Annotated in this window: 21 protein-coding genes; 17 read left to right on the plus strand and 4 right to left on the minus strand. The window is 40.5% G+C overall.

The annotated features are described in order from the left end of the window. Window positions 1–37 precede the first annotated feature (37 nt). Genes rarD through U9670_RS03535 form a run of 3 tightly spaced genes read left to right on the plus strand, consistent with a single transcriptional unit; the run spans window position 38 to window position 1,745 of the window. Window positions 38–913 (plus strand): EamA family transporter RarD, encoded by an 876-nt coding sequence (gene rarD / locus U9670_RS03525; protein WP_323841414.1) that lies wholly within the window; start codon window positions 38–40, stop codon window positions 911–913. 21 nt (window positions 914–934) lie between these two features. Next, window positions 935–1,288 carry a dihydroneopterin aldolase gene (folB, locus tag U9670_RS03530; protein WP_323841415.1) on the plus strand — a complete coding sequence of 118 codons (354 nt, stop codon included), beginning with the start codon at window positions 935–937 and terminating at the stop codon, window positions 1,286–1,288. Between the two features lie 19 nt (window positions 1,289–1,307). Continuing rightward, on the plus strand, window positions 1,308–1,745 hold the full coding sequence (locus tag U9670_RS03535) for a 2-amino-4-hydroxy-6-hydroxymethyldihydropteridine diphosphokinase (protein ID WP_323841416.1): 438 nt from the start codon (window positions 1,308–1,310) through the stop codon (window positions 1,743–1,745). A gap of 182 nt (window positions 1,746–1,927) precedes the next feature. Here U9670_RS03535 and U9670_RS03540 read toward each other — a convergent pair whose 3' ends face one another. Continuing rightward, complete coding sequence (locus tag U9670_RS03540) at window positions 1,928–3,886, minus strand: ATP-binding cassette domain-containing protein (RefSeq protein ID WP_323841417.1); 1,959 nt, start codon at window positions 3,884–3,886, stop codon at window positions 1,928–1,930. A 74-nt stretch (window positions 3,887–3,960) separates the two neighbouring features. On the opposite strand from U9670_RS03540, the gene U9670_RS03545 reads away from it, so the two are divergent. The 6 genes from U9670_RS03545 (at window position 3,961) to U9670_RS03570 (ending at window position 8,115) form a co-directional block, all read left to right on the plus strand. Next, complete coding sequence (locus tag U9670_RS03545; protein ID WP_323841418.1) at window positions 3,961–4,179, plus strand: SlyX family protein; 219 nt, start codon at window positions 3,961–3,963, stop codon at window positions 4,177–4,179. Window positions 4,180–4,432: 253 nt separating this feature from the next. Next, on the plus strand, window positions 4,433–5,824 hold the full coding sequence (locus U9670_RS03550; RefSeq protein WP_323841419.1) for a hypothetical protein: 1,392 nt from the start codon (window positions 4,433–4,435) through the stop codon (window positions 5,822–5,824). Window positions 5,825–6,010: 186 nt separating this feature from the next. Beyond that, window positions 6,011–6,709 (plus strand): ribulose-phosphate 3-epimerase, encoded by a 699-nt coding sequence (gene rpe / locus U9670_RS03555; RefSeq protein ID WP_323841420.1) that lies wholly within the window; start codon window positions 6,011–6,013, stop codon window positions 6,707–6,709. Next, window positions 6,710–7,045, plus strand: a complete 336-nt coding sequence (locus tag U9670_RS03560) for a hypothetical protein (RefSeq protein ID WP_323841421.1) — start codon at window positions 6,710–6,712, stop codon at window positions 7,043–7,045. Beyond that, window positions 7,045–7,356, plus strand: coding sequence for a hypothetical protein (locus U9670_RS03565; RefSeq protein WP_323841422.1), 312 nt, complete (start codon window positions 7,045–7,047; stop codon window positions 7,354–7,356). Before U9670_RS03560 ends, U9670_RS03565 begins: the two co-directional genes overlap by 1 nt. Window positions 7,357–7,425: 69 nt before the next feature. Next, window positions 7,426–8,115, plus strand: coding sequence for a hypothetical protein (locus tag U9670_RS03570; protein WP_323841423.1), 690 nt, complete (start codon window positions 7,426–7,428; stop codon window positions 8,113–8,115). 146 nt (window positions 8,116–8,261) lie between these two features. Here U9670_RS03570 and U9670_RS03575 read toward each other — a convergent pair whose 3' ends face one another. Then, a complete protein-coding gene (locus U9670_RS03575; RefSeq protein WP_323841424.1) occupies window positions 8,262–8,903 on the minus strand; it encodes a response regulator in 642 nt (213 codons plus the stop codon). 438 nt (window positions 8,904–9,341) lie between these two features. Between U9670_RS03575 and U9670_RS03580 the strand changes: the two genes are divergently transcribed. The 4 genes from U9670_RS03580 (at window position 9,342) to U9670_RS03595 (ending at window position 15,340) form a co-directional block, all read left to right on the plus strand. After that, entirely contained in the window at window positions 9,342–10,361 is a 1,020-nt protein-coding gene (locus tag U9670_RS03580) for a D-alanyl-D-alanine carboxypeptidase family protein (RefSeq protein WP_323841594.1), read from the plus strand. A gap of 130 nt (window positions 10,362–10,491) precedes the next feature. Next, window positions 10,492–11,142 carry a thiamine phosphate synthase gene (locus U9670_RS03585; protein WP_323841425.1) on the plus strand — a complete coding sequence of 217 codons (651 nt, stop codon included), beginning with the start codon at window positions 10,492–10,494 and terminating at the stop codon, window positions 11,140–11,142. Window positions 11,143–11,221: 79 nt separating this feature from the next. Then, window positions 11,222–14,806: a transcription-repair coupling factor gene (mfd, locus tag U9670_RS03590; protein WP_323841426.1), complete on the plus strand. Its 3,585-nt coding sequence runs from the start codon at window positions 11,222–11,224 to the stop codon at window positions 14,804–14,806. A 96-nt stretch (window positions 14,807–14,902) separates the two neighbouring features. Beyond that, a complete protein-coding gene (locus U9670_RS03595; protein WP_323841427.1) occupies window positions 14,903–15,340 on the plus strand; it encodes an HIT domain-containing protein in 438 nt (145 codons plus the stop codon). A gap of 523 nt (window positions 15,341–15,863) precedes the next feature. On the opposite strand, the gene U9670_RS03600 is transcribed toward U9670_RS03595, so the two are convergent. Continuing rightward, window positions 15,864–16,247 (minus strand): septal ring lytic transglycosylase RlpA family protein, encoded by a 384-nt coding sequence (locus tag U9670_RS03600; protein WP_323841428.1) that lies wholly within the window; start codon window positions 16,245–16,247, stop codon window positions 15,864–15,866. 362 nt (window positions 16,248–16,609) lie between these two features. Between U9670_RS03600 and U9670_RS03605 the strand changes: the two genes are divergently transcribed. The 4 genes from U9670_RS03605 (at window position 16,610) to ruvA (ending at window position 20,368) form a co-directional block, all read left to right on the plus strand. Continuing rightward, the gene (locus U9670_RS03605; protein WP_323841429.1) at window positions 16,610–17,815 is read left to right on the plus strand and encodes a phosphoglycerate kinase; all 1,206 of its coding nucleotides are present in this window, start codon (window positions 16,610–16,612) and stop codon (window positions 17,813–17,815) included. Between the two features lie 243 nt (window positions 17,816–18,058). Beyond that, complete coding sequence (locus U9670_RS03610; protein ID WP_323841430.1) at window positions 18,059–18,364, plus strand: entericidin; 306 nt, start codon at window positions 18,059–18,061, stop codon at window positions 18,362–18,364. Window positions 18,365–18,585: 221 nt separating this feature from the next. After that, entirely contained in the window at window positions 18,586–19,623 is a 1,038-nt protein-coding gene (fba, locus tag U9670_RS03615; RefSeq protein WP_323841431.1) for a class II fructose-bisphosphate aldolase, read from the plus strand. 115 nt (window positions 19,624–19,738) lie between these two features. Beyond that, window positions 19,739–20,368, plus strand: a complete 630-nt coding sequence (ruvA, locus tag U9670_RS03620; protein WP_323841432.1) for a Holliday junction branch migration protein RuvA — start codon at window positions 19,739–19,741, stop codon at window positions 20,366–20,368. A gap of 99 nt (window positions 20,369–20,467) precedes the next feature. On the opposite strand, the gene U9670_RS03625 is transcribed toward ruvA, so the two are convergent. Next, a complete protein-coding gene (locus U9670_RS03625; protein WP_323841433.1) occupies window positions 20,468–21,340 on the minus strand; it encodes a LysR family transcriptional regulator in 873 nt (290 codons plus the stop codon). Between the last annotated feature and the right edge of the window lie 36 nt (window positions 21,341–21,376).

The raw sequence follows: 21,376 nt of genomic DNA on the forward strand, positions 1-21,376 counted from the left end.
TAAATCATACAACGCATGGATTATTCGTAGGCTACAGATGCACTCCAACCAAAACAAAGGCATTATCTTGGGCTTAACCGCTTATGTAATATGGAGCTTATTTCCTTTTTATTTTAAGCAATTAAGTGCTTATGATGCGGTAGAGGTCATTGGTCATAGGTTGATTTGGACTTTTGTGATTTTGTTGATATTTTTAATCATCAAAAAACATTGGCAGGCGATTGATTTAATTAAACAAAACCCCAAGCTCATCATTTGGACATTTGTATCAGGCCTACTTATTGCAACCAATTGGTTGACTTATGTATGGGCGGTGAGTCATGACAAAATCATTGATGCCAGTCTTGGTTATTTCATCAGTCCTCTGATGGGTGTGGCATTGTCGTTCTTTTTATTAAAAGAACGGCTCAGGCTTTTGCAAATGATCGCCATTATTTTGGCAAGTGTGGCGGTAGCGATTCAGGTTGTTCTACTTGGTTTTTTGCCGATGGTATCGTTATTGTTGGCATTGTCATTTGCTTTTTATGGTATCATGCAAAAACGCACACCATTAGACAGCATTTCGGCATTATTTTTAGAAACCGCCATGCTTGTGCCATTTTGTGTACTTTGGTTTATGACACATGATGTGGCAAGTAGCCAACCATCTTTTTGGTTGTCTGATGATATTTGGCTGCTGATGCTTGCAGGCCCTGTAACTTTGATACCGCTATTGCTGTACAATCAATCCACCAAATTGGTGAGTTTTAACACGCTAAGCTTCATGCAATATATCACGCCCACTTCGGTATTTGTCATTGCAGTCTTTTATTATCATGAATTTATTGACATGAATAGATTGGCGGTATTTGCTTTGATTTGGCTTGCGTTGATGCTTTTTAGTGTGGATATGATAAAGCACAGAAAATCTTAAAAGGTGTTTATGAAAATGCAAATGAACGACATGGTTTTTGTAAAAGGATTAAAAATCGACACAGTTATTGGTGTATATGACTGGGAGCGAGCAATTAAGCAAAGTTTGATTATTGATGCTAAAATTTATTGCAATATTCAAGACGCCTCCAAAACTGACGATGTGATTCATGCGGTGAATTATAAAACGGTTTGCGAAGATATTGAGAAAATTTGCCATGAGATGAAGGCAAAATTATTGGAATCTTTGGCGGAAAACATTTGTCAATATATTTTAAATCACTATCCGTGTGATGCAATTGCTCTTACCATTCATAAACCCAATGCCATCAGGCAAGCCCAAAGCGTTGGTGTGAATATCACACGCAGTAAATGAGCGATATGCAGAGCAACCCATGAAAATCATCGTCAGTGATTTGTCTGTTCTAAGTAAATTAAATGTCAGTGCATTTGTGGTGGCAATGGGTAGCAATGTTGATACTCATCGTGCATTTGATATTGCTTTAAGAGAGCTGTTGCGATTGGGTGATTTGCAGATGTCCTCTTGGACTACTGGGCTTGATTTTACAGGCAAAACCAAGCTGGTTTATCATAATGCCTGTGCAATGGTTCAGTTAGACTTGCCAATGTCTTTTGCTTATTTATCTGAGCAATTAAAATGTATTGAAGTTCTGTGTGGGCGAGAGTCAATTGGCCAAGCTGTGTCGATGGATTTGGACATTTTGGCGGTATTTGATGATTGCATTTGGCAAATCAGCAAAACAAGACTGCCTTTTAAAACGCACGAAAAATCAGGGCTGTTGCAAGTGGCACATTTTTTGCTTGATGATTGATAAAGCCTAATCACAACCAACGATTGTCATGATTTGCTTTTTAAGATCGATGTGCCATACTGATTTTAAGGTTTTTCTGATTTTAAGGTTTTTCTGATTTTAAGGTTTTTGTTGTTGAGGCTGGGGCGGGTGATAGCAATGGTTGCCATAATAAAAATGGTTTGGCCATCACCTTAAAAAAATTATCGTCCCAAGCTCTCCAATTCATCCCATCGTTCCAGCTTCTTTAAAAGTAGCTCGTCAATTTGCCCCAATCTTTCACTATATTTAGTAGCCAGTGCCAAATCAGAGACGAATAACGAGCCATCTGAAAGTTTGTCATTTAAGTTGCTCTGCTCGGCTTCAAGCTCGGCAATTTCATTTGGTAGGCTTTCTAGTTCTCTTTGTTCTTTATAAGACAGTTTGCGTTTTTGAATGGTAGTGGCATCTGATTGTGGTGCATTGGCCTTAAATTCATTTTTGGGTTTTTCCGTTTTTTCCACCTTTTCGGTGTTGGCTTTTGGTTTATCTTTTTCACTCCTTTGTTTTTGAATCAGATAATCTTGATAGCCACCCACATATTCTGTAATAACCCCATCGCCATCTTTGTCTGTGTCAAATACCCAAGTTTGTGTAACTACATTGTCCATAAAAGTACGGTCATGACTAATGAGTAAGATTGTCCCTTCAAAGCCTGCAACATATTCTTCCAAAAGTTCTAGTGTTGCCATATCCAAATCATTGGTTGGCTCGTCTAGTACTAAGACATTGGCAGGTTTTAATAAGTTTTTGGCGAGTAAAACTCGGGCTTTTTCTCCTCCTGATAGAGCCTTTACTGGTGTTCTGGCTCGGTTGGGGGTGAATAAAAAATCCTGTAAATAACCCAATATGTGTGTTTTGCGACCATTGATCTCAATATAATCGCTACCTTGTGCAACATTTTCTGCGACCGATTTTTCACCATCAAGCTGTCCTTTGAGCTGGTCAAAAAATGACACAAGAAGATTGGTCCCTAGCTTGATAGTACCGCCAGTTTTTGCATTTTCATCAAGCCCTAAAATCGTGCGAATCAAAGTGGTTTTGCCTACACCATTTTGTCCGATGATGCCTACTTTGTCGCCACGCATCAAGACGCAAGAGAAATTTTTGGCAAGGATTTTATCATCATATTCTAGCGTCAAATTTTTGACTTCACAGATGATTTTTCCGCTTTTTTCACTGCTATTTTGTGTCAATGAAACATTGCCAACCACATCTCGTCTTTGCTTTCGCTCTTCTCGCAAGGCCTTTAAGGCTCGCACTCGTCCTTCGTTACGAGTTCTGCGTGCCTTAATGCCTTGACGAATCCATACTTCTTCTTGGGCAAGTTTTTTATCAAATTCTTCAAAAGATTTTTGCTCGCTTTCTAGCTCCAATTCTTTTAGCTCTTGGTATCGAGCATATCCACCCACCCCTTGCGTTACATCATAACTTCTTAATTTCCCTCTATCCAACTCCACGATGCGAGTGGCCAAATTATCCACAAATTTACGGTCATGCGTGATGAAAAGTACGGTCAAATTTTGCCCCAAAAGATAGTTTTCTAGCCAAGCAATGCTTTCAACATCAAGGTGGTTGGTTGGCTCATCAAGCAATAAAATATCAGGCTTGATGACCAATGCACGGGCAAGTAGAACCCGTCTTTTGCGACCACCTGAAAGATTGATCAGGCGATCGTCAGGGTTTAGCCCCATATTATCTAGCAAAGTGCGAGCATGACGCTGTAAATCCCAGCCATGCAGTGCATCAATTTCGTGCTGTACATCGGTCATTTGTTCGCAGGCATTCATGTCGCCCATACCGCATCTGTCGGACAATGCTTGGTAGGTTTTTAAAAGAGTTGCAGTTTTATCATCACCACCCATCACCACATCAAGGAGTGTGCCATCATCGTTGGGCACATCTTGAGCGAGCATGGCAACTTTTAAGCCATCTTGAATGATCACCTCGCCATCATCAGGGGATTGTGTGCCATTGATGAGTTTGAACAGGGTAGATTTGCCCTCACCGTTTCGCCCAATCAGACATACTCTCTCGCCTGCATCAACACTAAAATTGACATGGTCTAAAATAGGAGCAGTGCCAAAGGCGAGCGATAAATTTTTAAGATGAATGAGTGCCATAATCGTCGGTTCAATGATAAAATAAGAGCCATTATAGCAAATTTTCTATATAATTTTAAATTTTGGAAAAATAAATGACCGATATGCATACTCAGCTGATTGATTTACAAATCAAAATCACCTATCTTGAAAACACAGTAGATACTTTAAATGATGTGATTGCCACCCAAGACCGTCAGTTAAAAAACTTACAAGACCAGCTTAAAATCATTTATAAGGATCTGCAAAATAATCATGACGATGACGGCATTGCCCCATTTGATTTGTTGGTAGATAGACCGCCACATTATTGATTAAAAATTGATTAAAAAAATATTTATGAGCCAAGTGATTGGCAAAATGTTGAAAATATGATGTCATGAAAATGACTGTGTAAGAAAATTACTTAAATTTATTTCTTGTGTTGCTGTTCAATTTGTTTTAATATAATAACCACGCAAGTTGTTATAGATAACATACAGTAGGATAGTACCTTGCGGATTGATGGCTTTTGGCTTTCTTGCTTGGATGCTAAGGGCTTTTAAGGAAAAAATTGGAGAATAAACTATGCGTTTTTTTAATCATAAAGTTTTGGCGGTTGCCATCGCTTCTGTTGGTGCTGTTGGTACAGCACACGCTGCAGGGCTTGACCGTTCTGGTCAAGATATTAGTGCGTTTTTGCAAGACGGTACTTATGCCGAAGCAGTATATACTTACATTGATGCCAACATTTCTGGCAAAGACCAATCTGGTAATGAAGTCAAAGACATCTCAGCACCTTATAACTTTGTTCGCTATGGCGCAAAAGCAGATGTCAATGATGTTGTCAGCATCGGCGTTCTATATGATGAGCCTTTTGGGGCGGCGGTCAAATATACTGGCACAAATGATTTTGTATCAGATCAAGACAAAACCGCACAGTCAATGCTGGATACTGTTGTGGAAAGAATGACAGGTCCTGATGCAAAGTATCAAGAAAAGCTTGCTGGCACAATGTTGAAAGGGATCGCATTTACCAAACCTAATATTGAAAAAATTCGAGAGCGAGCCAAGGATTTTGGTACACCGCCGTTTGATAAAATTGGCGAAGTACTAAACCGCGCTGCTGATATCGGCGAAAGCACGCATGGTCAAGGCACCAATGTTGATATCCGCACCAATAACATCAGTCTGCTGTTTGGTGCCAAAGTTGCAGGACTTCAAATCTATGGCGGTCCTGTGGCACAGCGTTTGGCAGGTGAGGTGCATCTGCGTGGTACAGCATATAGTGGTCTAAACGGCTATGATGCCAAAATCAGCCCTGATCATGCCGTAGGCTGGTTGGCTGGTGCGTCTTATTCTAAGCCAGAGATTGCCCTAAAAGCTGCTTTGACTTATCGCTCTGCGATCAAGCATGAGACCAACATCAATGAAATGATTCCTGTGTTAGGTTTCCGTGGCTCGGCAACTGAAAATGTCCAAAAATTTAAGGTAACCACGCCTAAGTCTTGGAATTTTGATTTTCAAACAGGACTAAGCGCCAAACATCGTCTGTTAGGTACTGCCAAAGTGCGTTATGTGCCTTGGTCTCAGTTTGATGTGCGCCCACCAGCCTATGGTAAGGTAACAGAAGCTGTCGCAGGCAAAGCACTGCCAATCGTCAGCTATCCTAAGGACCAATGGGGCGTAGAGCTTGGTTTAGGTAAACAAATAAATGATAAATTATCCATTGCAGGTAATATTGGTTGGGACAGTGGTGCAGGTAATCCTACAACATCGCTTGGTCCAATCAAAGGTTATTATAGTGTTGGTGGCGGTGTTAAATACAATGTTACACCACAAGTATCAGTATCTTTGGGTGGTAAGTATCTTAAATTTGGCAATGCTACCGCACAGCTACCAACAGGTGCTAAGGTTGGCGAATTTAAGGATAATGATGGTTTTATCGCTGGTGTAAAACTGGCTTATCACGCCAAATAAGTTAAGTAATTTTTATATAGTTTACATATTTAATAACCCAAAAACCAATACAGTTGTATTGGTTTTTTATTAACTATTTTTATGGTTTGAAACTCAAAGTTTGATTTTTAAACTCAAAGTATTTTAAAACATATAAAAAATCTGTTATCATAGCAAACCAAAATTTATTTTTTTTACAAAAATCTTATGAAAATTTTACCAAATCAACAATATCTAATCGCACCGTCTATCTTGTCAGCGGATTTTGCTCGCCTAGGGCAAGATGTGCAAAATGTCTTGGACGCAGGGGCAGATGTCGTGCATTTTGATGTCATGGACAACCATTATGTGCCAAATCTAACCTTTGGGGCGATGATTTGTCAAGCACTCAAAGACTATAGCATAACCGCCCCCATTGATGTGCATTTAATGGTAAAACCTGTGGATACGATGATAGAAGCCTTTTTAAAAGCAGGGGCGGATATCATCACTTTTCACCCAGAGGCCAGCGAACATATAGACAGAAGTTTACAGCTTATCAAAGACGGTGGAGCAAAATGCGGATTGGTGTTCAATCCTGCTACGCCTTTGTCGTATTTGGATTATACGATAGATAAACTTGACCAAATTTTGATCATGAGTGTCAATCCAGGGTTTGGTGGTCAAAAGTTTATTGATCATACGCTTGCAAAAGTGCGTCAAGTTCGCCAAATGATTGATGAGCGTGGACTTGATATTCGCTTGCAGGTGGACGGTGGTGTTAATCCTGACAACATAGGACAGATTGCTAAGGCGGGGGCGGATATGTTTGTGGCAGGCTCGGCAATTTTTGGTAAAGATGATTATAAAGCAGTGATTGACACAATGCGTGATGAGCTTGCTTTGGTAAGTACTAAGGTGGTCTAAATGACCAAAATAAACATGAAGCAAAACAATGAAAGCGAAATGCCAAAAAGTGTGATTCCTCTTGGTTTGACAATCGCACTATTCATGTCGTCGCTTGTGTTGAGCCTGATGGGTTATGGATTTCGCTTGATGATGGGTGATGATACTGGTGCAGTCATTAGCCATGCTGCTAAAGTTGTGCCATTTTTTGTCTTTGTCGTTCCCGCCCTCATTTGGCTTAGTAGTCTTTGGCTGAATAAAACAGGCAAGGCGGATATTCACCCTCGTAATGCTTGGACATTGGGTTGGCTATTATCCACTGTTGCCATGCTTTGCATTATGGGGGTGTATAGCTGATGTTCAATCGCATGATTCCTACTGGTATTGTCCCAAAAGGTGTGCCTAAGGCATTGATTGCGATGCTGATCATCGCTGTGATGCTGGTTGGTCTGTCGGGTTTTCGGCTTGGCGATGGTGATAAAATACAAGGTTGGTTGCATGTCTTAGAAAATTGGCTGATTTGCCTTGTCATCATTCCTGCATTGACAGCACTTGTAGCAATGCCGATAAAATACCGTGACCCAGAGTTTGATGTAAAAATGGCATATTATTTGGGTATGTTTGTATCTTTTTTGTTTATGATGGCAAAACTGCGCTATTGGCGATGAGCTGGCAAACTTGAAAAACAGAGCTGATATCCCCAGTTATTATCATTATTATTTTTTTTGGAGTGGTCCATGTTTGATAAGGCAGATGATGAATTGATTGAGCGTCTTATTAAGGAAGCTGAAACCATTATTAAAGAAGAATTACAAAAAAAACTGGCTCATGAGCTGGGTGTTGATTTTGAAAATTTAGAAGGCTTAAAAGCCCTAGAAGATTTGGTTGGCTTGGACTTATACAATCAAATTCAAAACCAAATTCACAATCAAAATGATCGTTTGGATACTTTGGACGCTGATGACCAAGCTTGTACCAAGAGTGATATGCAAGAAAGCACGACAACGGTATCACCTAAAAAACGCCGTGGAAGACCGCCAAAATCAAGCAAAGTGGCACAAGACTTATTGGGTGATGATGGTGTTTTGACGAATGATACGATGAGTGATACTCAGGTAAAACACAAAAAACCTTTTGCCAAAAGCCTGACCAAAGAATCAGCAGAAGATGGTACGGTGATTAAAGAGGCTATTTTGGAATTTGTTGAGCGAGAAGACGGTGTTTTGACCTTGCAAGAGGTGGGTAGGGAAAATGAGCCGATGGTAACGATTGCTTTTTCCCAGCAGGCCAAAGAGATGATTGGTGCGGACGAACTTCAAAATGTTGGTCAAAATATGATTCATGCTGCCATCACGACTGTCATGCAGCGTCAAATGAATGCATGGCACGCCCATGTTTATGACGAAACTCCAAAGCGATATAGTTGATTGATATCACTATAAAAATTTTCCGTCAAATTGATTTTGACGGAAAATTTTTTTTGTTGATGATGGTTATTGATGATGAAATGTTTTGGTTGTGTGGGTGTTTTTCTTCGCTATCTTTGGGATAATTGACTTTGAGAGTTTGTGGTTTAATCTGCATTGACAAGCCCATAACGAATGGCAAGGTGGGTCAGTTTAACATCGCTATTTATTCCCAGTTTCTCAAAAATACGGTAACGATAGGTATTCACAGTTTTAACGCTGACAAACAGCTGGTTGGCAATTTCTTGAACGCTTTGGCAATTTACCACCATCATAGCGACTTGTTTTTCACGCTCAGACAGAGCATCAAAAGGCGATTTGTCCTGATTGCCCAGTACCGACTCGGCAAGTGCATCTGCAACATCATGGCTAAAATATTTGCCACCACCATGTAGTTTTTTGATGGCACGAATCATTTCATCAAGTGGTGTGCCTTTGGTAATATAACCATTAACACCAGCTTTTAATAGCATAGATGGATACGGCTGTGTTGATAGGCTAGATACGGCAAGCACTTTGATTGCATTATCAATTTGTTTGATTCGACGCGTTGCCTCAACACCACCAATATTGGGCATATTTACATCAAGCAGAACGACATCAGGGCGATACTGACGAGCTAGCCGTACCGCCATATCTCCATTGTCTGCCTCACCAATGACTTCAATGTCATCAGTATTGTTTAGCATATGCATAATGCCCATACGCACCAAATCGTGGTCATCAACCACCAAAACCTTGATCGCCATGCATCTCCTTATTGTGCTTATTTTGATTGCTTGCAATAACCTTGCAATAATAGAGTGTTGTCCATTAAGTGTAGCATAATTTTTTTTGAATACAACTCATCTGGTGGAAAATATTCTAAGTTTTTTGACAAAAAATGACCGTTTTGTACGCACAATTTCTTTTAGTATGCTAAAATATGAATCAGAACATAAGATAAAAGATGTATGTTGTTAGAAGGTAATTTGTAAAGATATTTTCTTTTTTTATTTATTGCCTAAGGTTTTTTTGCGTTGCATTTTGTAATGATTGATGTGTGTTTACTTGCTTGTGAATTGATCGCAAGTTGGATGGCGAATACATGAAAAAAATGGGCGAGTGGTCGCCGTGGTCGTATATTTTGAGGATTTTATATGAATTATGCCAAACCAATCAAGCGTGTCGGTACTTTTGCCTTTAGCATGACTGCATTCATGCTGAGTGTATCAGCACACGCTTTTACCATTGATAATAGCAACCAAAGCACCATCACTGCAACCAAAAAAATTCCTGCGATAACAACAACCATCACGCCAGTCCCATCAGTACCCGCCAAGGTCATAATTACTAAGCCGATTGTAGCTGAGTACTCATCTGCACCTGTACAAAATATTGATTATCATGGTATTGATGATGCAAATTTAGCAAATCAATATCACAAACCCATTTTTGATGAGTTGGCAGTATCTACCAACTCATCAGCGGTGGCGGTAATGGATTTGCAATCGGGTAATTTGATTTATTCAAAAAATATTGATACCACTCGCTCCATTGCATCAATCAGTAAAGTGATGACCGCCATGGTGATTGTGGATGCAGGTCTTGATATGCGTGAAATGATTACCATCATTCCATCAGATTTGGTAGGTGCAAAGCAAGCCACGACAAAACTACGCACTGACGATCGTTTGAGTCGTTCTGAATTTACGCTGATGATGCTCATGAAGTCTGAAAATCCAGCAGCAAAAGCTTTGGCTCGCACCTACCCTGGTGGCTATGAGGCTTTCATTGCAGCGATGAACGCAAAAGCGGCCAGTTTGGGTATGTACCAGACTCGTTTTTCTGATTCATCAGGACTTGACCCTCGTAATGTCTCGTCTGCCAATGACTTGGTTAAGATGATGAAAGCTGTCAGCAGTGATCCACGCTATCAGTTGATTCGCACTTTTTCAACGGCTCCTAATTATGATTTTTATATTGCTAATGCCAGCATGGGCGATCGCACTTATAAGGCCAACAACACCAGCACGCTTGTGCGTTCTGGAGAGCACCCAATTGGTGTCTCAAAGACTGGTTTTATTCGTGAAGCAGGTTATTGTGTCGTCATGGAGACTCATGTTAATAACAAGCCTGTGGTCATCGTCCTACTGGGTGCTGGGGCATCACAAACTCGCTGGAATGATGCAAGAAATATCTTAACAGAATTGGCATATCGCCGTTAGTTGGTGAGTTGATAAACTTTATCTTGCCAATCAAAAGCTCAGACATACTCTGGGCTTTTTTGTGCGTTGTTTTGAATGGGGTGATGGGTTATAATGACTTGTTTATTTTTTGTTTTGCCTTGCTGACCTTATGACCAATACCAGCCCACAACTTTATTTGCTGACCAATGATGATGAAATCACCACGCTGATTGATAAATTAGAACATGCCTTGGATACAGGGGTTGTGTCATTATTACAAATTCGTCGTAAAGCCACACTAAAACAATATGACCTTGCGACTGTTTATCGAGAGGCAGAACTGCTGGTAAGCCTTGCGGATAAATATGATGTTGATGTTGTGATGAACGATGATTTGGAGCTGGCATCTCACTTTTGCACAGGCGTGCATTTGGGGCAAAGAGATGGTAATTTGGCATTAGCAAGAGAAATTTTGGGCGATGATGTGATTATTGGGCGAACCTGCCATGCAGATGTTGCTTTGTTTAAACAAGCCAAAAAAGAAGGTGCAAGCTATGGTGCGATGGGGGCGATATTTTCATCCTTAACCAAGCCAAAAGCTGGTCTTGTGTCAATGCCAATCTTGCAAAAAACCGCCAAAGTTGATTTGCCTTTATGTGTGATTGGTGGCATCACAGCTGATAATCTTTACCAATTGCGAGATGAACTGGGCGATGTGCCGTTGCAGTACATTGCCGTAACTGCCGATATCATGGCACACAGCAGTAGCACCATCGCCGCCAAATGCCGTGCATGGCAATTAAAATTGCAGAACTGGTAAGTTGGTAAGATTGCTTGATTAAAGCCTGATTTTACTATGCCATGCCATTGATTTTATTTTTCTAAGATTAACAATTTTTATGACAAATATTAGTATTAATTATCCAAAATTAAAGCCTGATTTTACCACCTATTTCCATGGTACTGATGATGCTGGTTTTGCTCTTTGGCTGGCCACTTATGCCAAAACGCATTCACATTTGATTTTGGTGATTTGTGATAACCAAGCTCAATTGCATAATTTAGAAAGTGAGTTGGATTTTTTTGGCATTAAGACGCATGGTTTTAGCGACTATGAAACACTGGTCTATGAGAACTTGTCGGTGCAACAAGACATCATCTCCGAGCGTATTAACCTACTGACACATATCCCAAAGGCGGGCGTTTTGCTTGTAGCGGTGCAAACACTCATGCAGCGTATCGCACCGCCAAGTCATCTTTTGGGAAGATTTTTTGACCTGAGTGTTGGCGATACTTTTGATCTAAGTCAAGAACGAGAACGCCTGACCCGAGCAGGTTATGAAATGGTTGATAATGTCTATGCAGTGGGCGAATTTGCGGTGCGTGGTAGCATTGTTGATATTTTTGTGGTGGGTCAGGCACTGCCATTTAGGTTGGAGTTGTTTGATGATGAAATAGAAACCATCAAATTTTTTAATCCAGATACACAGCGTACCGTCAGTCAAAATGACTTACTCAATCTACAACAAGAGGGTCGTTTTGATGCCAAACTGATACCGACATCGCCAAAGGTGAGTCAATTTCGTCTACTGCCTGCTTGTGAATTTGACTTGGATAATAAAGAGGCTTTTCGCCAAAATTTTGCCAGTCTTTTTCCTGATGCATCGGCCCGTAAGTTTGGTTTGTATAATGATGTGATGGCAGGCATTAGCCCATCGGGTGTGGAATATTATGCACCGCTGTTTTTTGAGCTAGATGAATGGCGTAACGCTGGCTCGTTGTTTGAATATTTGCCGAATGATACGCTCATTATTCATGATAAGCAGTTGGCAGCTTGCCATGAAGAATTTTGGAATCAGGTAACCGCTCGTTATCACTCTCGTGCTTTTGATAAAGATGTGCCCATCGTGCCACCAGAGCTACTGTATCTACCAAGCAACGAGTTTTTTGGAAAACTAAAAGCATATCCAAAAATGGTATTTGTGCAAGATGAACCTAACGCTTTATCTATTGATGCTTTGCCTATTTTTGCTCAATTTGCACCAAAGCCTGTACCCAGTTTGCCAATTCACCACCAAAAACACGAGCCTTTAAGCGATTTTTTGGATTTTGTGGCAAATTGTCATGAATCTGTGTTGCTTGCTTGTGAAAGTGCGGGTCGTCGTGAGATTATCTTGGAGTTGTTAAAAGGCAAATTGGTTTGTCAGCAAGTGGCAGATTTTGCTGAATTTGTGGATAACTTGTCTGATTTTGCTGATAAAACTGACAAAATCGCCTTGACGGTAGCACCGATTGAGCGTGGATTATGGCTGATGGGTGAGGGTGGATTTTGTGTGATTAGCGAGGCACAAATCTTTGGCAGACAGCCCATTCAAAGCCGAAAAAAGCGTCAAAATGCCTTATCCCAAGCCTTTTTGGTCAAATCTGTCAGCGAGATGACCGAAGGCTCGCTTGTGGTGCATTTGTCCTATGGCATAGGGCGTTATGTGGGGTTGGTGGTGTTAGATGTGGGTGATGGTGAGCAAGAATTTATTCATATTAAATATGCTGATGATGCTAATGTCTATGTGCCAATTACCAATCTTGCTTTGATTGGGCGATATAGCGGTACAGACTCAGAAGCGGTACAATTATCAAAAATTGGCTCTGGAAAATGGGATAGAGCCCGTCAAAAAACTTTGACTGACATTTATGATGTGGCGGCAGAACTACTGAATGTGCAGGCAAGACGCAATGCCAAAGAGGGTATTGGTTTTGATATTGATGTGGCGGCATATGAACTGTTTGCCAGTGGTTTTGACTATGAAGAGACGCTCGACCAAAAAGCCGCCATTGATGCGGTGATGTTTGACATGAAGCAGTCTAAGCCTATGGATAGGCTTATATGCGGTGATGTTGGTTTTGGTAAAACCGAAGTTGCCATGCGAGCTGCTTTCATTGCTGTTCAGGCAGGCTATCAGGTGGCGGTACTTGTACCAACAACATTGCTGGCAGGACAGCACGAAGACAGCTTTAAGGACAGATTTGCCGATTGGCCAATTAGCATTGAAAGCTTGTCTAGATTTGTTGGCAAAAAAGCACAAGATGAGATATTGGCTGATTTGGCAGATGGTAAAGTGGACATCATCATTGGTACGCACAGACTGCTACAAAATGATGTGAAATTTAAAAAGCTGGGTCTAATGATTATTGATGAGGAGCATCGTTTTGGGGTGCGTCATAAAGAAAAAATCAAAGCCATGCAAGCTGATGTTGACACACTCACCATGACGGCTACGCCCATTCCACGCACACTGAACATGGCACTTTCTGGAATGCAGGACATTTCTGTCATTGCTACGCCACCTGCTCGCCGCCTTGCCATCAAGACTTTTGTTGCTCAAAAGAGTGAGCAAACAACCAAAGATGCGATTTTAAGAGAAATTTTGCGTGGTGGACAGGTGTATTATCTGCATAATGATGTCGCAAGCATCAATTCGGTTGCTCAAAAAATATCGGAACTTATTGCCGAGGTGCGTGTGGGTGTAGCACATGGGCAAATGAATGAAAAAGAGCTGTATGCTGTGATGAATGACTTTTATCACAAAAAAACCAATGTCTTGGTAGCAAGTACCATCATTGAAACAGGCATTGATGTGCCAAACGCCAATACGATCATCATTGATCGTGCCGATAAATTTGGTCTGGCTCAACTGCATCAGTTGCGTGGTCGGGTGGGGCGTTCGCACCATCAGGCTTACTGTTACCTATTTGTTCCATCCATCAAAGGGCTAACAACCGATGCCAAAAAACGCCTTGATGCCATCAGTAGAGCCAACACCTTGGGTGCAGGATTCATGCTTGCAAGTGAGGATTTAGAAATTCGTGGTGCAGGTGAGATTTTGGGTAAAGAGCAGTCGGGTAATATGCAAACCATTGGTTTTGGGTTGTATATGGATATGCTTGAACGCGCAACTAAGGCAATAAAACAGGGAAAAACACCAAGTTTGGAAACGCCCCTTGATTTGGTCAGTGATATCAACATTCATGCAAGTGCTCTTATTCCAAGTGATTATTTGGCAGATGTTCATGAACGGTTGTTATTTTATAAACGCATTGCAAATTGTGAGAGTATGGATGAATTAAATGACCTAAAAAGTGAAATGATAGACCGCTTTGGTAGTATGCCTGTTGCACTTGCCAATCTTTTTCTTGTGCATAAAGTGAGAGTGCAAAGCATGCTACTTGGTATCGGCAGGATTGATGTTAGTGCCAGTTCGTTGAGTCTAGACTTTAAAGCCGATACGCCCATTGATGGTTTGGCGATTATCAAGCTATTGCAAAGCCAAGAGGGGTATCGCATGAATGGAGCAACTGAGCTAAAATACACTTTTAAGAGTGAAAAAGAAGTTGCAGAACGAGTGGATGCGGTATTTGAGTTGCTCAAATATTTTGAGCAGAGCCTTGTTCAAAATTCAACGGTGGATTTATCGCCAAAAGCATGAGAAATGTTCAACAACTCATGGATTTTATGCTACAATAAAAGCATTTTTATTAAGACCAAATAATCACATTTTAATAATATCAAAAAGAGAATAGCAATGTTTCAATTACATCCAGTTTTGGCAAAAGATACTTTTTTAGTGGGTGATTTTCCATTATCTACCGTGCGTTTGATGAATGATTGTCAGTTTCCTTGGCTTATTCTTGTGCCACGAGTATCGGGTATCAAGGAAATTTATGAACTAAGCCCCGCTGATCAAGTACAATTTTTAAGAGAGTCTAGTTGGGTTTCTAGCCAGATGGCAAAAATCTTTGGTGCAGATAAAATGAATGTTGCTGCACTAGGTAACCAAGTATCACAGCTTCATTTTCATCATATTGTCCGCTACCAAAATGATTCAAAATGGCCCAATCCTGTATGGGGTACGCCTGCCATTCCTTATACCGCCGAGGTGCTACAACATATGCAGCAAACTTTGATGATGGTATTGCGTGGTCATCATGAAATGCCCTTTGACTGGAAGATGAGTGTGTAAGGATTAATTTATTGATTTTATTAGATAATTTATCTGATACCTATCAAATTAAATATATTACTAAGTGTACTACCAAAAAAAGACAACCTTGAAAATTTTTGAGGTTGCTTTTTTTAACTACGGTAGCTTCTCTCCGCTTTTGTATTTCAGACATTTTTCATTTACTGGGACTGTCAATTTTAATCGGTTTGAGAAAAAGTGCTTTTTTGATGTCATAAAATAAATCACATTATTTCAATTGCCGTAGTAGTTTTGAGATTATATTTGACGGTTACGACAGCCCAAAACATAGGGCAAATGTTGATGATATAGCTAAAAAAATGGGCTTAATGGTTGAATACACTGATAACATCAATCAAAGATTGAGTGATGATGGTTTAATCTCTGGTGCTTTTAATGTCCAAAGTCCTTACTTTTAAATAAAATACAAAACCCACAATGACTAACAAAAAACCAAAAAAGCTCCAAAATATATTAAGTTGGAGCTTTTTTTATATGTTAAGTAAAATGCAAAATAAATAGATTATTGCTCGTTATAAGCTAGGCTGATTTTTTCTTCTATGGCGTTTTTGCCAACAGGTTGAATGCTTACTTTTGCCAAGCCTTGTGAAAGAGGGGCGAGTTGAGAAAATGCTTTTTTGCTCAAATCAATACGACCTGCTTTGCCAATTCTATCATTAACCTTGCAGATAATGGATTCACCTGTCTTGATGTTGGTCACTTCAACATGAGTGTTTAGGGCGTAGTTATTAGATGCACAAGTCATGCCTTGATTGCTAAAAACCTCGCCACTTGCTGTTTTACGACCATTAAACTTATCTGCATAAAAGGATGCGGTCGTGGTGTTTGCTTGGGCGGTTTGTAGTGCAATCATCGTCAATAAAAAAGCACCGATATAATTTCGCATTAAGCACCTATTAATTAAAAATGGACGCTTAGTATAATATATTTATAAAAAAATTGCCATCATGGGGTATGGTAAGACAATGTATTTACTCTGTATGTTTACAAAAAATAACGACTGAGATGGATTAATTAAGATAATTTTGGCTAACCAGCCTAACTAAAATGAAGTTTATGTTTAATAAACAAAAATCTTTTTACTTAATTTTGACGCTTGATGGTCTAGGCCGTCTGGGCAATTCTGGCTAATTTTGAACAATTGATGCGTGTTATTGCCTAACGATGCCATTTTGTTTATAATAAATGTCACTTTTAAACCTTATTTCTGATTTTTTCTGATTTCAATTAAACCTAGCAGGGGTAAACATGACAATTTTAACAATGAAAGATGTGGATTTATCGGGTAAGCGTGTCTTAATTCGAGAAGATTTGAATGTACCTATTAAAGATGGGGTGGTGATTAGTGATGCGCGTTTGCAAGCCGCTTTGCCGACACTAAAAGATGCCCTAGGACAAGGTGCAGCAGTGATTGTCTGCTCGCATTTGGGTCGTCCAGTTGAGGGTGAGCCAGAAGACAAATATTCACTTGCACCCGTGGCAGATTATTTGGCAAAGGCATTGCAATGCCCTGTTAATTTTTCAAAAGATTATCTTAAAAATGGGGTGAACGCCAAGATTAGCGAGATTACTTTGCTTGAAAATGTACGGTTTAATGTTGGAGAAAAAAAGAATAGCGAAGAGTTGTCCAAGCTGTACGCTCAATTATGCGATGTGTTTGTAATGGACGCATTTGGCACAGCTCACCGTGCCCAAGCATCAACCGAAGGTGTGATTCGTGCAGCTGCCATTGAGGGCAAACCTGTGTGTGCAGGTAATTTACTTGCTGATGAACTGTCTGCCTTATCTCGTGCACTTGACAATCCAAAAGCACCTGTAATTGCTATCGTGGGTGGTTCAAAGGTCTCAACAAAACTTGATGTATTGTTAAGCCTTGCTGATATTTGCGACAGCATCGTTGTTGGTGGTGGCATTGCCAATACATTCCTTGCAGCAACTGGCGTGAATGTAGGGGCTTCATTGTATGAGAGCAATCTGGTGGACACTGCCAAAACAATCATGCAAAAAACAAAAATTTTATTGCCTAGCGAGGTTGTTGTTGCCAAGAAATCACAAATTAATTTTGATGATTTTTTAGGTTCGCTTGAAATTGCTGATCCTATTATCAAGTCAGTCGGTACCATTGCTGATGATGAAATGATTTTAGATATCGCCCCAAGTAGTGCTCATGAAATTGCCAATGCCATCAAGAGTGCCAAAACCATTCTTTGGAACGGTCCTGTTGGCGTGTTTGAGGTGGATAAGTTTGGTGAGGGTACAAAAATCTTATCACTTGCAGTCAAAGATAGTGAGGGGTTTAGTATTGCAGGTGGCGGAGATACTTTGGCAGCCATTGATAAATATGGTGTGGCAGATAATGTCAGCTATCTATCAACAGGTGGTGGGGCATTTTTGGAATTTGTTGAAGGCAAGGCTTTGCCAGCCATTAAAGCACTTGAGGAATCAAATGGTTGATGGGTTGGATTTTTTGTTAAATTTTGTTGTATTTTTTAAAGTGGGACTTGTAAATTTTTATTGACAAGGCTAAACTAATGCCAAAATGAACATGAGTACACTTTAATCGGTTGGTCAGTTTGTTTGGCGGATTGAAGTAGGTTAGCGTCATCCATCAAAATAATTCACTTATTGTTGGTGCTGATTGTCCACGCTGATTGTGTATTAGGTAAAATATAAATTAAGACAGCTGAGAAATGAATTATGAAAAAGCTATTTATCGCTACCGTTGCTTTAGGTCTTGTTGTTCTAACAGCGTGTAGTCAGCAAACCAAAGAAAAAACCAGTGAGGCCGTGGAAACTGCTAAAACAGATGTTGCCGTCGGTACTGCTGAGGTTGCTAAAGAAGCCGAGCTTGCTGCCCAAAATGCTACTGAGGCTACTAAAAATGGTGTACAGCTGGCAGCTGATAAGACCTCTGAGGTTGTCAAAGAAGTGGGTGCAAGAGCAGATGCTGTGGTCAATCCAAATGGTGCAGAAGATAAAGTACCAGAAGAGCAAAAGTATTAATTTTTATTTTTTTGCCCCTTGACCCAACTTCACTTCAATGATAAAAATACAAAAAAGTCCAACTGCGATGGTTGGGCTTTTTTTGATGGATATTTTATGTCCACGATTTTTTTTTTGCAGAACTTTGTGTAAGAATTTTATGAAACTTGCTGATAAATTTTAGTATTTTTGCTATAATGGCAAAAATACTACCATTCCACCACTGATTTTTAGGAGCGACAATGGCACTTGTATCCTTACGCCAATTACTAGACCATGCAGGCGAGCACGCTTACGGTTTACCTGCGTTTAATGTCAATAACTTAGAGCAAATGCGTGCCATCATGATGGCGGCTGATAGGACAGATTCTCCCGTCATTGTGCAAGCATCGGCAGGTGCTCGTAAGTATGCGGGTGCACCTTTTTTGCGTCATTTGATTTTATCGGCGATTGAAGAGTGGCCGCACATTCCTGTGGTGATGCACCAAGACCACGGTACAAGCCCTGCGGTATGTCAGCGTTCTATCCAACTTGGATTTAGCTCAGTGATGATGGACGGCTCTTTAAAACAAGACGGCAAAACCCCTGCCGATTATGATTATAATGTGGCGGTTACTCGTGAGGTTGTGAAGTTGGCACACGCTTGTGGCGTGTCTGTGGAGGGTGAAATTGGCTGTTTGGGCAGTTTAGAAACTGGTATGGCAGGTGAAGAAGATGGTGTGGGTGCAACAGGTGTGCTTGACCATTCACAGCTTCTAACTTCGGTTGATGAAGCTCGTCAATTTGTCGCTGACACAGGCGTGGACGCACTGGCAATCGCTGTGGGTACAAGCCACGGAGCGTACAAATTCACCCGTCCACCGACAGGTGACATTCTGGCAATTGACCGTATCAAAGAAATTCACGAAGCTCTGCCAAATACGCACCTTGTCATGCACGGCTCATCAAGCGTGCCACAAGAATGGCTACAAATCATCAATGATAATGGCGGTAGTATTGGCGAAACTTACGGCGTGCCAGTAGAACAGCTTGTTGATGCAATCAAACACGGTGTGCGTAAAATCAATATTGACACCGACCTGCGTTTGGCAAGTACGGGTGCTATTCGTAAATTCTTAAACGACCATCCAGCCGAATTTGATCCTCGCAAATATTTGCAGGCAAGCATTCAAGCCATGCAAGAGATTTGCGAAGCTCGTTATGAGGCTTTTGGTGCGGCAGGTAACGCCAGCAAGATTCGTCCAATTTCGCTAGAAAAAATGGTAGAATACTACCAATAATTTATGGTGTATTGAGGCATGAAGGCGTAAAATTGATTACGCCTTTTTTTATAGAAGTTAAAATTTGACAGATGTTATATCTAAAGATATTGCAAATTGATGGTGTGGGGTAATTATGATAGGGTTTATTAAAGGTTTGGTTCACTATTTGAATGCACCATTGGCGTGCATCATGACACCAAATGGCATTGGTTATGAGATTGAATTACCAGTTCCATCGTTTTGTCAGTTGACGCTTGGGGGCGAGGTTGGTGTTTATACACATTTATTGGTTCGAGAAGATGCACAGCTTTTGTATGGTTTTATTGATAAACAAGAAAGAGATTTATTTAGAAAGCTCATAAAAATCAATGGTGTGGGGGCTAAAATGGCACTTGCCATATTATCATCTTTGTCTGCGGCCGAGCTAAAACATACGGTTGAGCAAGGAGATGACTCAGCACTTGTGCGTATTCCGGGGATTGGTAAAAAAACCGCCCAAAGACTGATTATTGAGCTAAAAGGCAGACTGTTGGATTTTGAGGGTGTAACAAATAATTTTACTGGTCAAGGTGAATTTTTTGATGAAAATGTGCATCAGACCAATCAAATGCACATCATCGCCGAGGTGGAAAGTGCCTTGATTGGTCTGGGTTATAAAGAAAAAGAAGCACAAAATGCCATCAAGCAGGCAAAACTTGACTTGGATAATATGGATACTTCAAGTTTATTAAAGGCATCATTAAGACAATTATCTGGATTTTAATATAAAAAATGGCTTAATTATCATTATGCCAAATGCTAACGAAAAAATTTCGCAAAATAAAAACCTAAAATAATCCTAAAAAATCATCTTAAATTGATGCTATTTGGCGATGGAAAGCATTTCCATTAGAGCTTGTGTGCTGGCTGAACGAGTTAAATTTGGATTGATGACCACGCCTAAATGTCGTTGTAGTTCAAAATTTTCTACCATGTCTACTTTCACCAAGTCCTGATTGATGAGTGTTTCGGGTAGCACCGACCAGCCAAGCCCGATAGAAACGAGCATACGAATGGATTCAAGTGGATTGGTGGTCATGGTGGCATAAGGGCGTAGATTATGACGATTGAACTCCGCCAAGGTAATCTGGCTGGTAAAGGTATTGGCTGCAGGTAAAATAGCAGGGTGATGAGCCAGTTGAAATAAAGTAACCCCGCTTTTTTGTGCAAGAGGGCTGAGCGTGCCTGTAACAAAATACAAGGGGTCTGACCATAATGTATGATAATTCAATCTTAAATCAAAGTTGGGTGGTAATGTTAGAAATGCCACACTAACCTCGCCATCAAGCACTGCTTTGTGAGCTTCTTCAGAGTCCATAAATTGCACTTCTAATTGTACAGCAGGATAGGTCTGAATGAAGCGTTTTAATACAGGGGCAAGATGGTGCAGGCCGATGTGGTGGCTTGTGCCAATCACAAGTTTGCCACTTGCGGTTTCTTTGGAGTGTTGCAAGCTGCTGCGACATAATTCATAATCATCAAGCCATTTTTTGGCATAAGGTAAAAGTTCGTGTGCCGCAGGCGTGGCAATGATACCACGACCTATTGTATCAAAGAGGGTTACGCCAAATTCGCTCTCTAAGTTTTTAATGCGTTTGCTTACCGCAGGCTGTGTGATGAATAGTTTCTCAGCGGCACTAGAAATACTTCCTGTTTGCATCACAGTGGCAAAAGTAGTTAAATTGACGGTATTCATGATGATTTTCCATGGGTCAGATTGCCATCTATTTTA

Origin of the sequence: Moraxella tarda, from assembly GCF_035181405.1 — a bacterium.
Classification (GTDB): Bacteria; Pseudomonadota; Gammaproteobacteria; order Pseudomonadales; family Moraxellaceae; genus Moraxella.

What these genes read in the sequence shown, in the direction of transcription:
- rarD (WP_323841414.1), top strand. Translation starts at nt 38, where the DNA reads ATGCACTCCAACCAAAACAAAGGCATTATCTTGGGCTTAACCGCTTAT.
- folB (WP_323841415.1), top strand. Translation starts at nt 935, where the DNA reads ATGAACGACATGGTTTTTGTAAAAGGATTAAAAATCGACACAGTTATT.
- U9670_RS03535 (WP_323841416.1), top strand. Translation starts at nt 1,308, where the DNA reads ATGAAAATCATCGTCAGTGATTTGTCTGTTCTAAGTAAATTAAATGTC.
- U9670_RS03540 (WP_323841417.1), bottom strand. Translation starts at nt 3,886, where the DNA reads ATGGCACTCATTCATCTTAAAAATTTATCGCTCGCCTTTGGCACTGCT.
- U9670_RS03545 (WP_323841418.1), top strand. Translation starts at nt 3,961, where the DNA reads ATGACCGATATGCATACTCAGCTGATTGATTTACAAATCAAAATCACC.
- U9670_RS03550 (WP_323841419.1), top strand. Translation starts at nt 4,433, where the DNA reads ATGCGTTTTTTTAATCATAAAGTTTTGGCGGTTGCCATCGCTTCTGTT.
- rpe (WP_323841420.1), top strand. Translation starts at nt 6,011, where the DNA reads ATGAAAATTTTACCAAATCAACAATATCTAATCGCACCGTCTATCTTG.
- U9670_RS03560 (WP_323841421.1), top strand. Translation starts at nt 6,710, where the DNA reads ATGACCAAAATAAACATGAAGCAAAACAATGAAAGCGAAATGCCAAAA.
- U9670_RS03565 (WP_323841422.1), top strand. Translation starts at nt 7,045, where the DNA reads ATGTTCAATCGCATGATTCCTACTGGTATTGTCCCAAAAGGTGTGCCT.
- U9670_RS03570 (WP_323841423.1), top strand. Translation starts at nt 7,426, where the DNA reads ATGTTTGATAAGGCAGATGATGAATTGATTGAGCGTCTTATTAAGGAA.
- U9670_RS03575 (WP_323841424.1), bottom strand. Translation starts at nt 8,903, where the DNA reads ATGGCGATCAAGGTTTTGGTGGTTGATGACCACGATTTGGTGCGTATG.
- U9670_RS03580 (WP_323841594.1), top strand. Translation starts at nt 9,342, where the DNA reads ATGACTGCATTCATGCTGAGTGTATCAGCACACGCTTTTACCATTGAT.
- U9670_RS03585 (WP_323841425.1), top strand. Translation starts at nt 10,492, where the DNA reads ATGACCAATACCAGCCCACAACTTTATTTGCTGACCAATGATGATGAA.
- mfd (WP_323841426.1), top strand. Translation starts at nt 11,222, where the DNA reads ATGACAAATATTAGTATTAATTATCCAAAATTAAAGCCTGATTTTACC.
- U9670_RS03595 (WP_323841427.1), top strand. Translation starts at nt 14,903, where the DNA reads ATGTTTCAATTACATCCAGTTTTGGCAAAAGATACTTTTTTAGTGGGT.
- U9670_RS03600 (WP_323841428.1), bottom strand. Translation starts at nt 16,247, where the DNA reads ATGCGAAATTATATCGGTGCTTTTTTATTGACGATGATTGCACTACAA.
- U9670_RS03605 (WP_323841429.1), top strand. Translation starts at nt 16,610, where the DNA reads ATGACAATTTTAACAATGAAAGATGTGGATTTATCGGGTAAGCGTGTC.
- U9670_RS03610 (WP_323841430.1), top strand. Translation starts at nt 18,059, where the DNA reads ATGAAAAAGCTATTTATCGCTACCGTTGCTTTAGGTCTTGTTGTTCTA.
- fba (WP_323841431.1), top strand. Translation starts at nt 18,586, where the DNA reads ATGGCACTTGTATCCTTACGCCAATTACTAGACCATGCAGGCGAGCAC.
- ruvA (WP_323841432.1), top strand. Translation starts at nt 19,739, where the DNA reads ATGATAGGGTTTATTAAAGGTTTGGTTCACTATTTGAATGCACCATTG.
- U9670_RS03625 (WP_323841433.1), bottom strand. Translation starts at nt 21,340, where the DNA reads ATGAATACCGTCAATTTAACTACTTTTGCCACTGTGATGCAAACAGGA.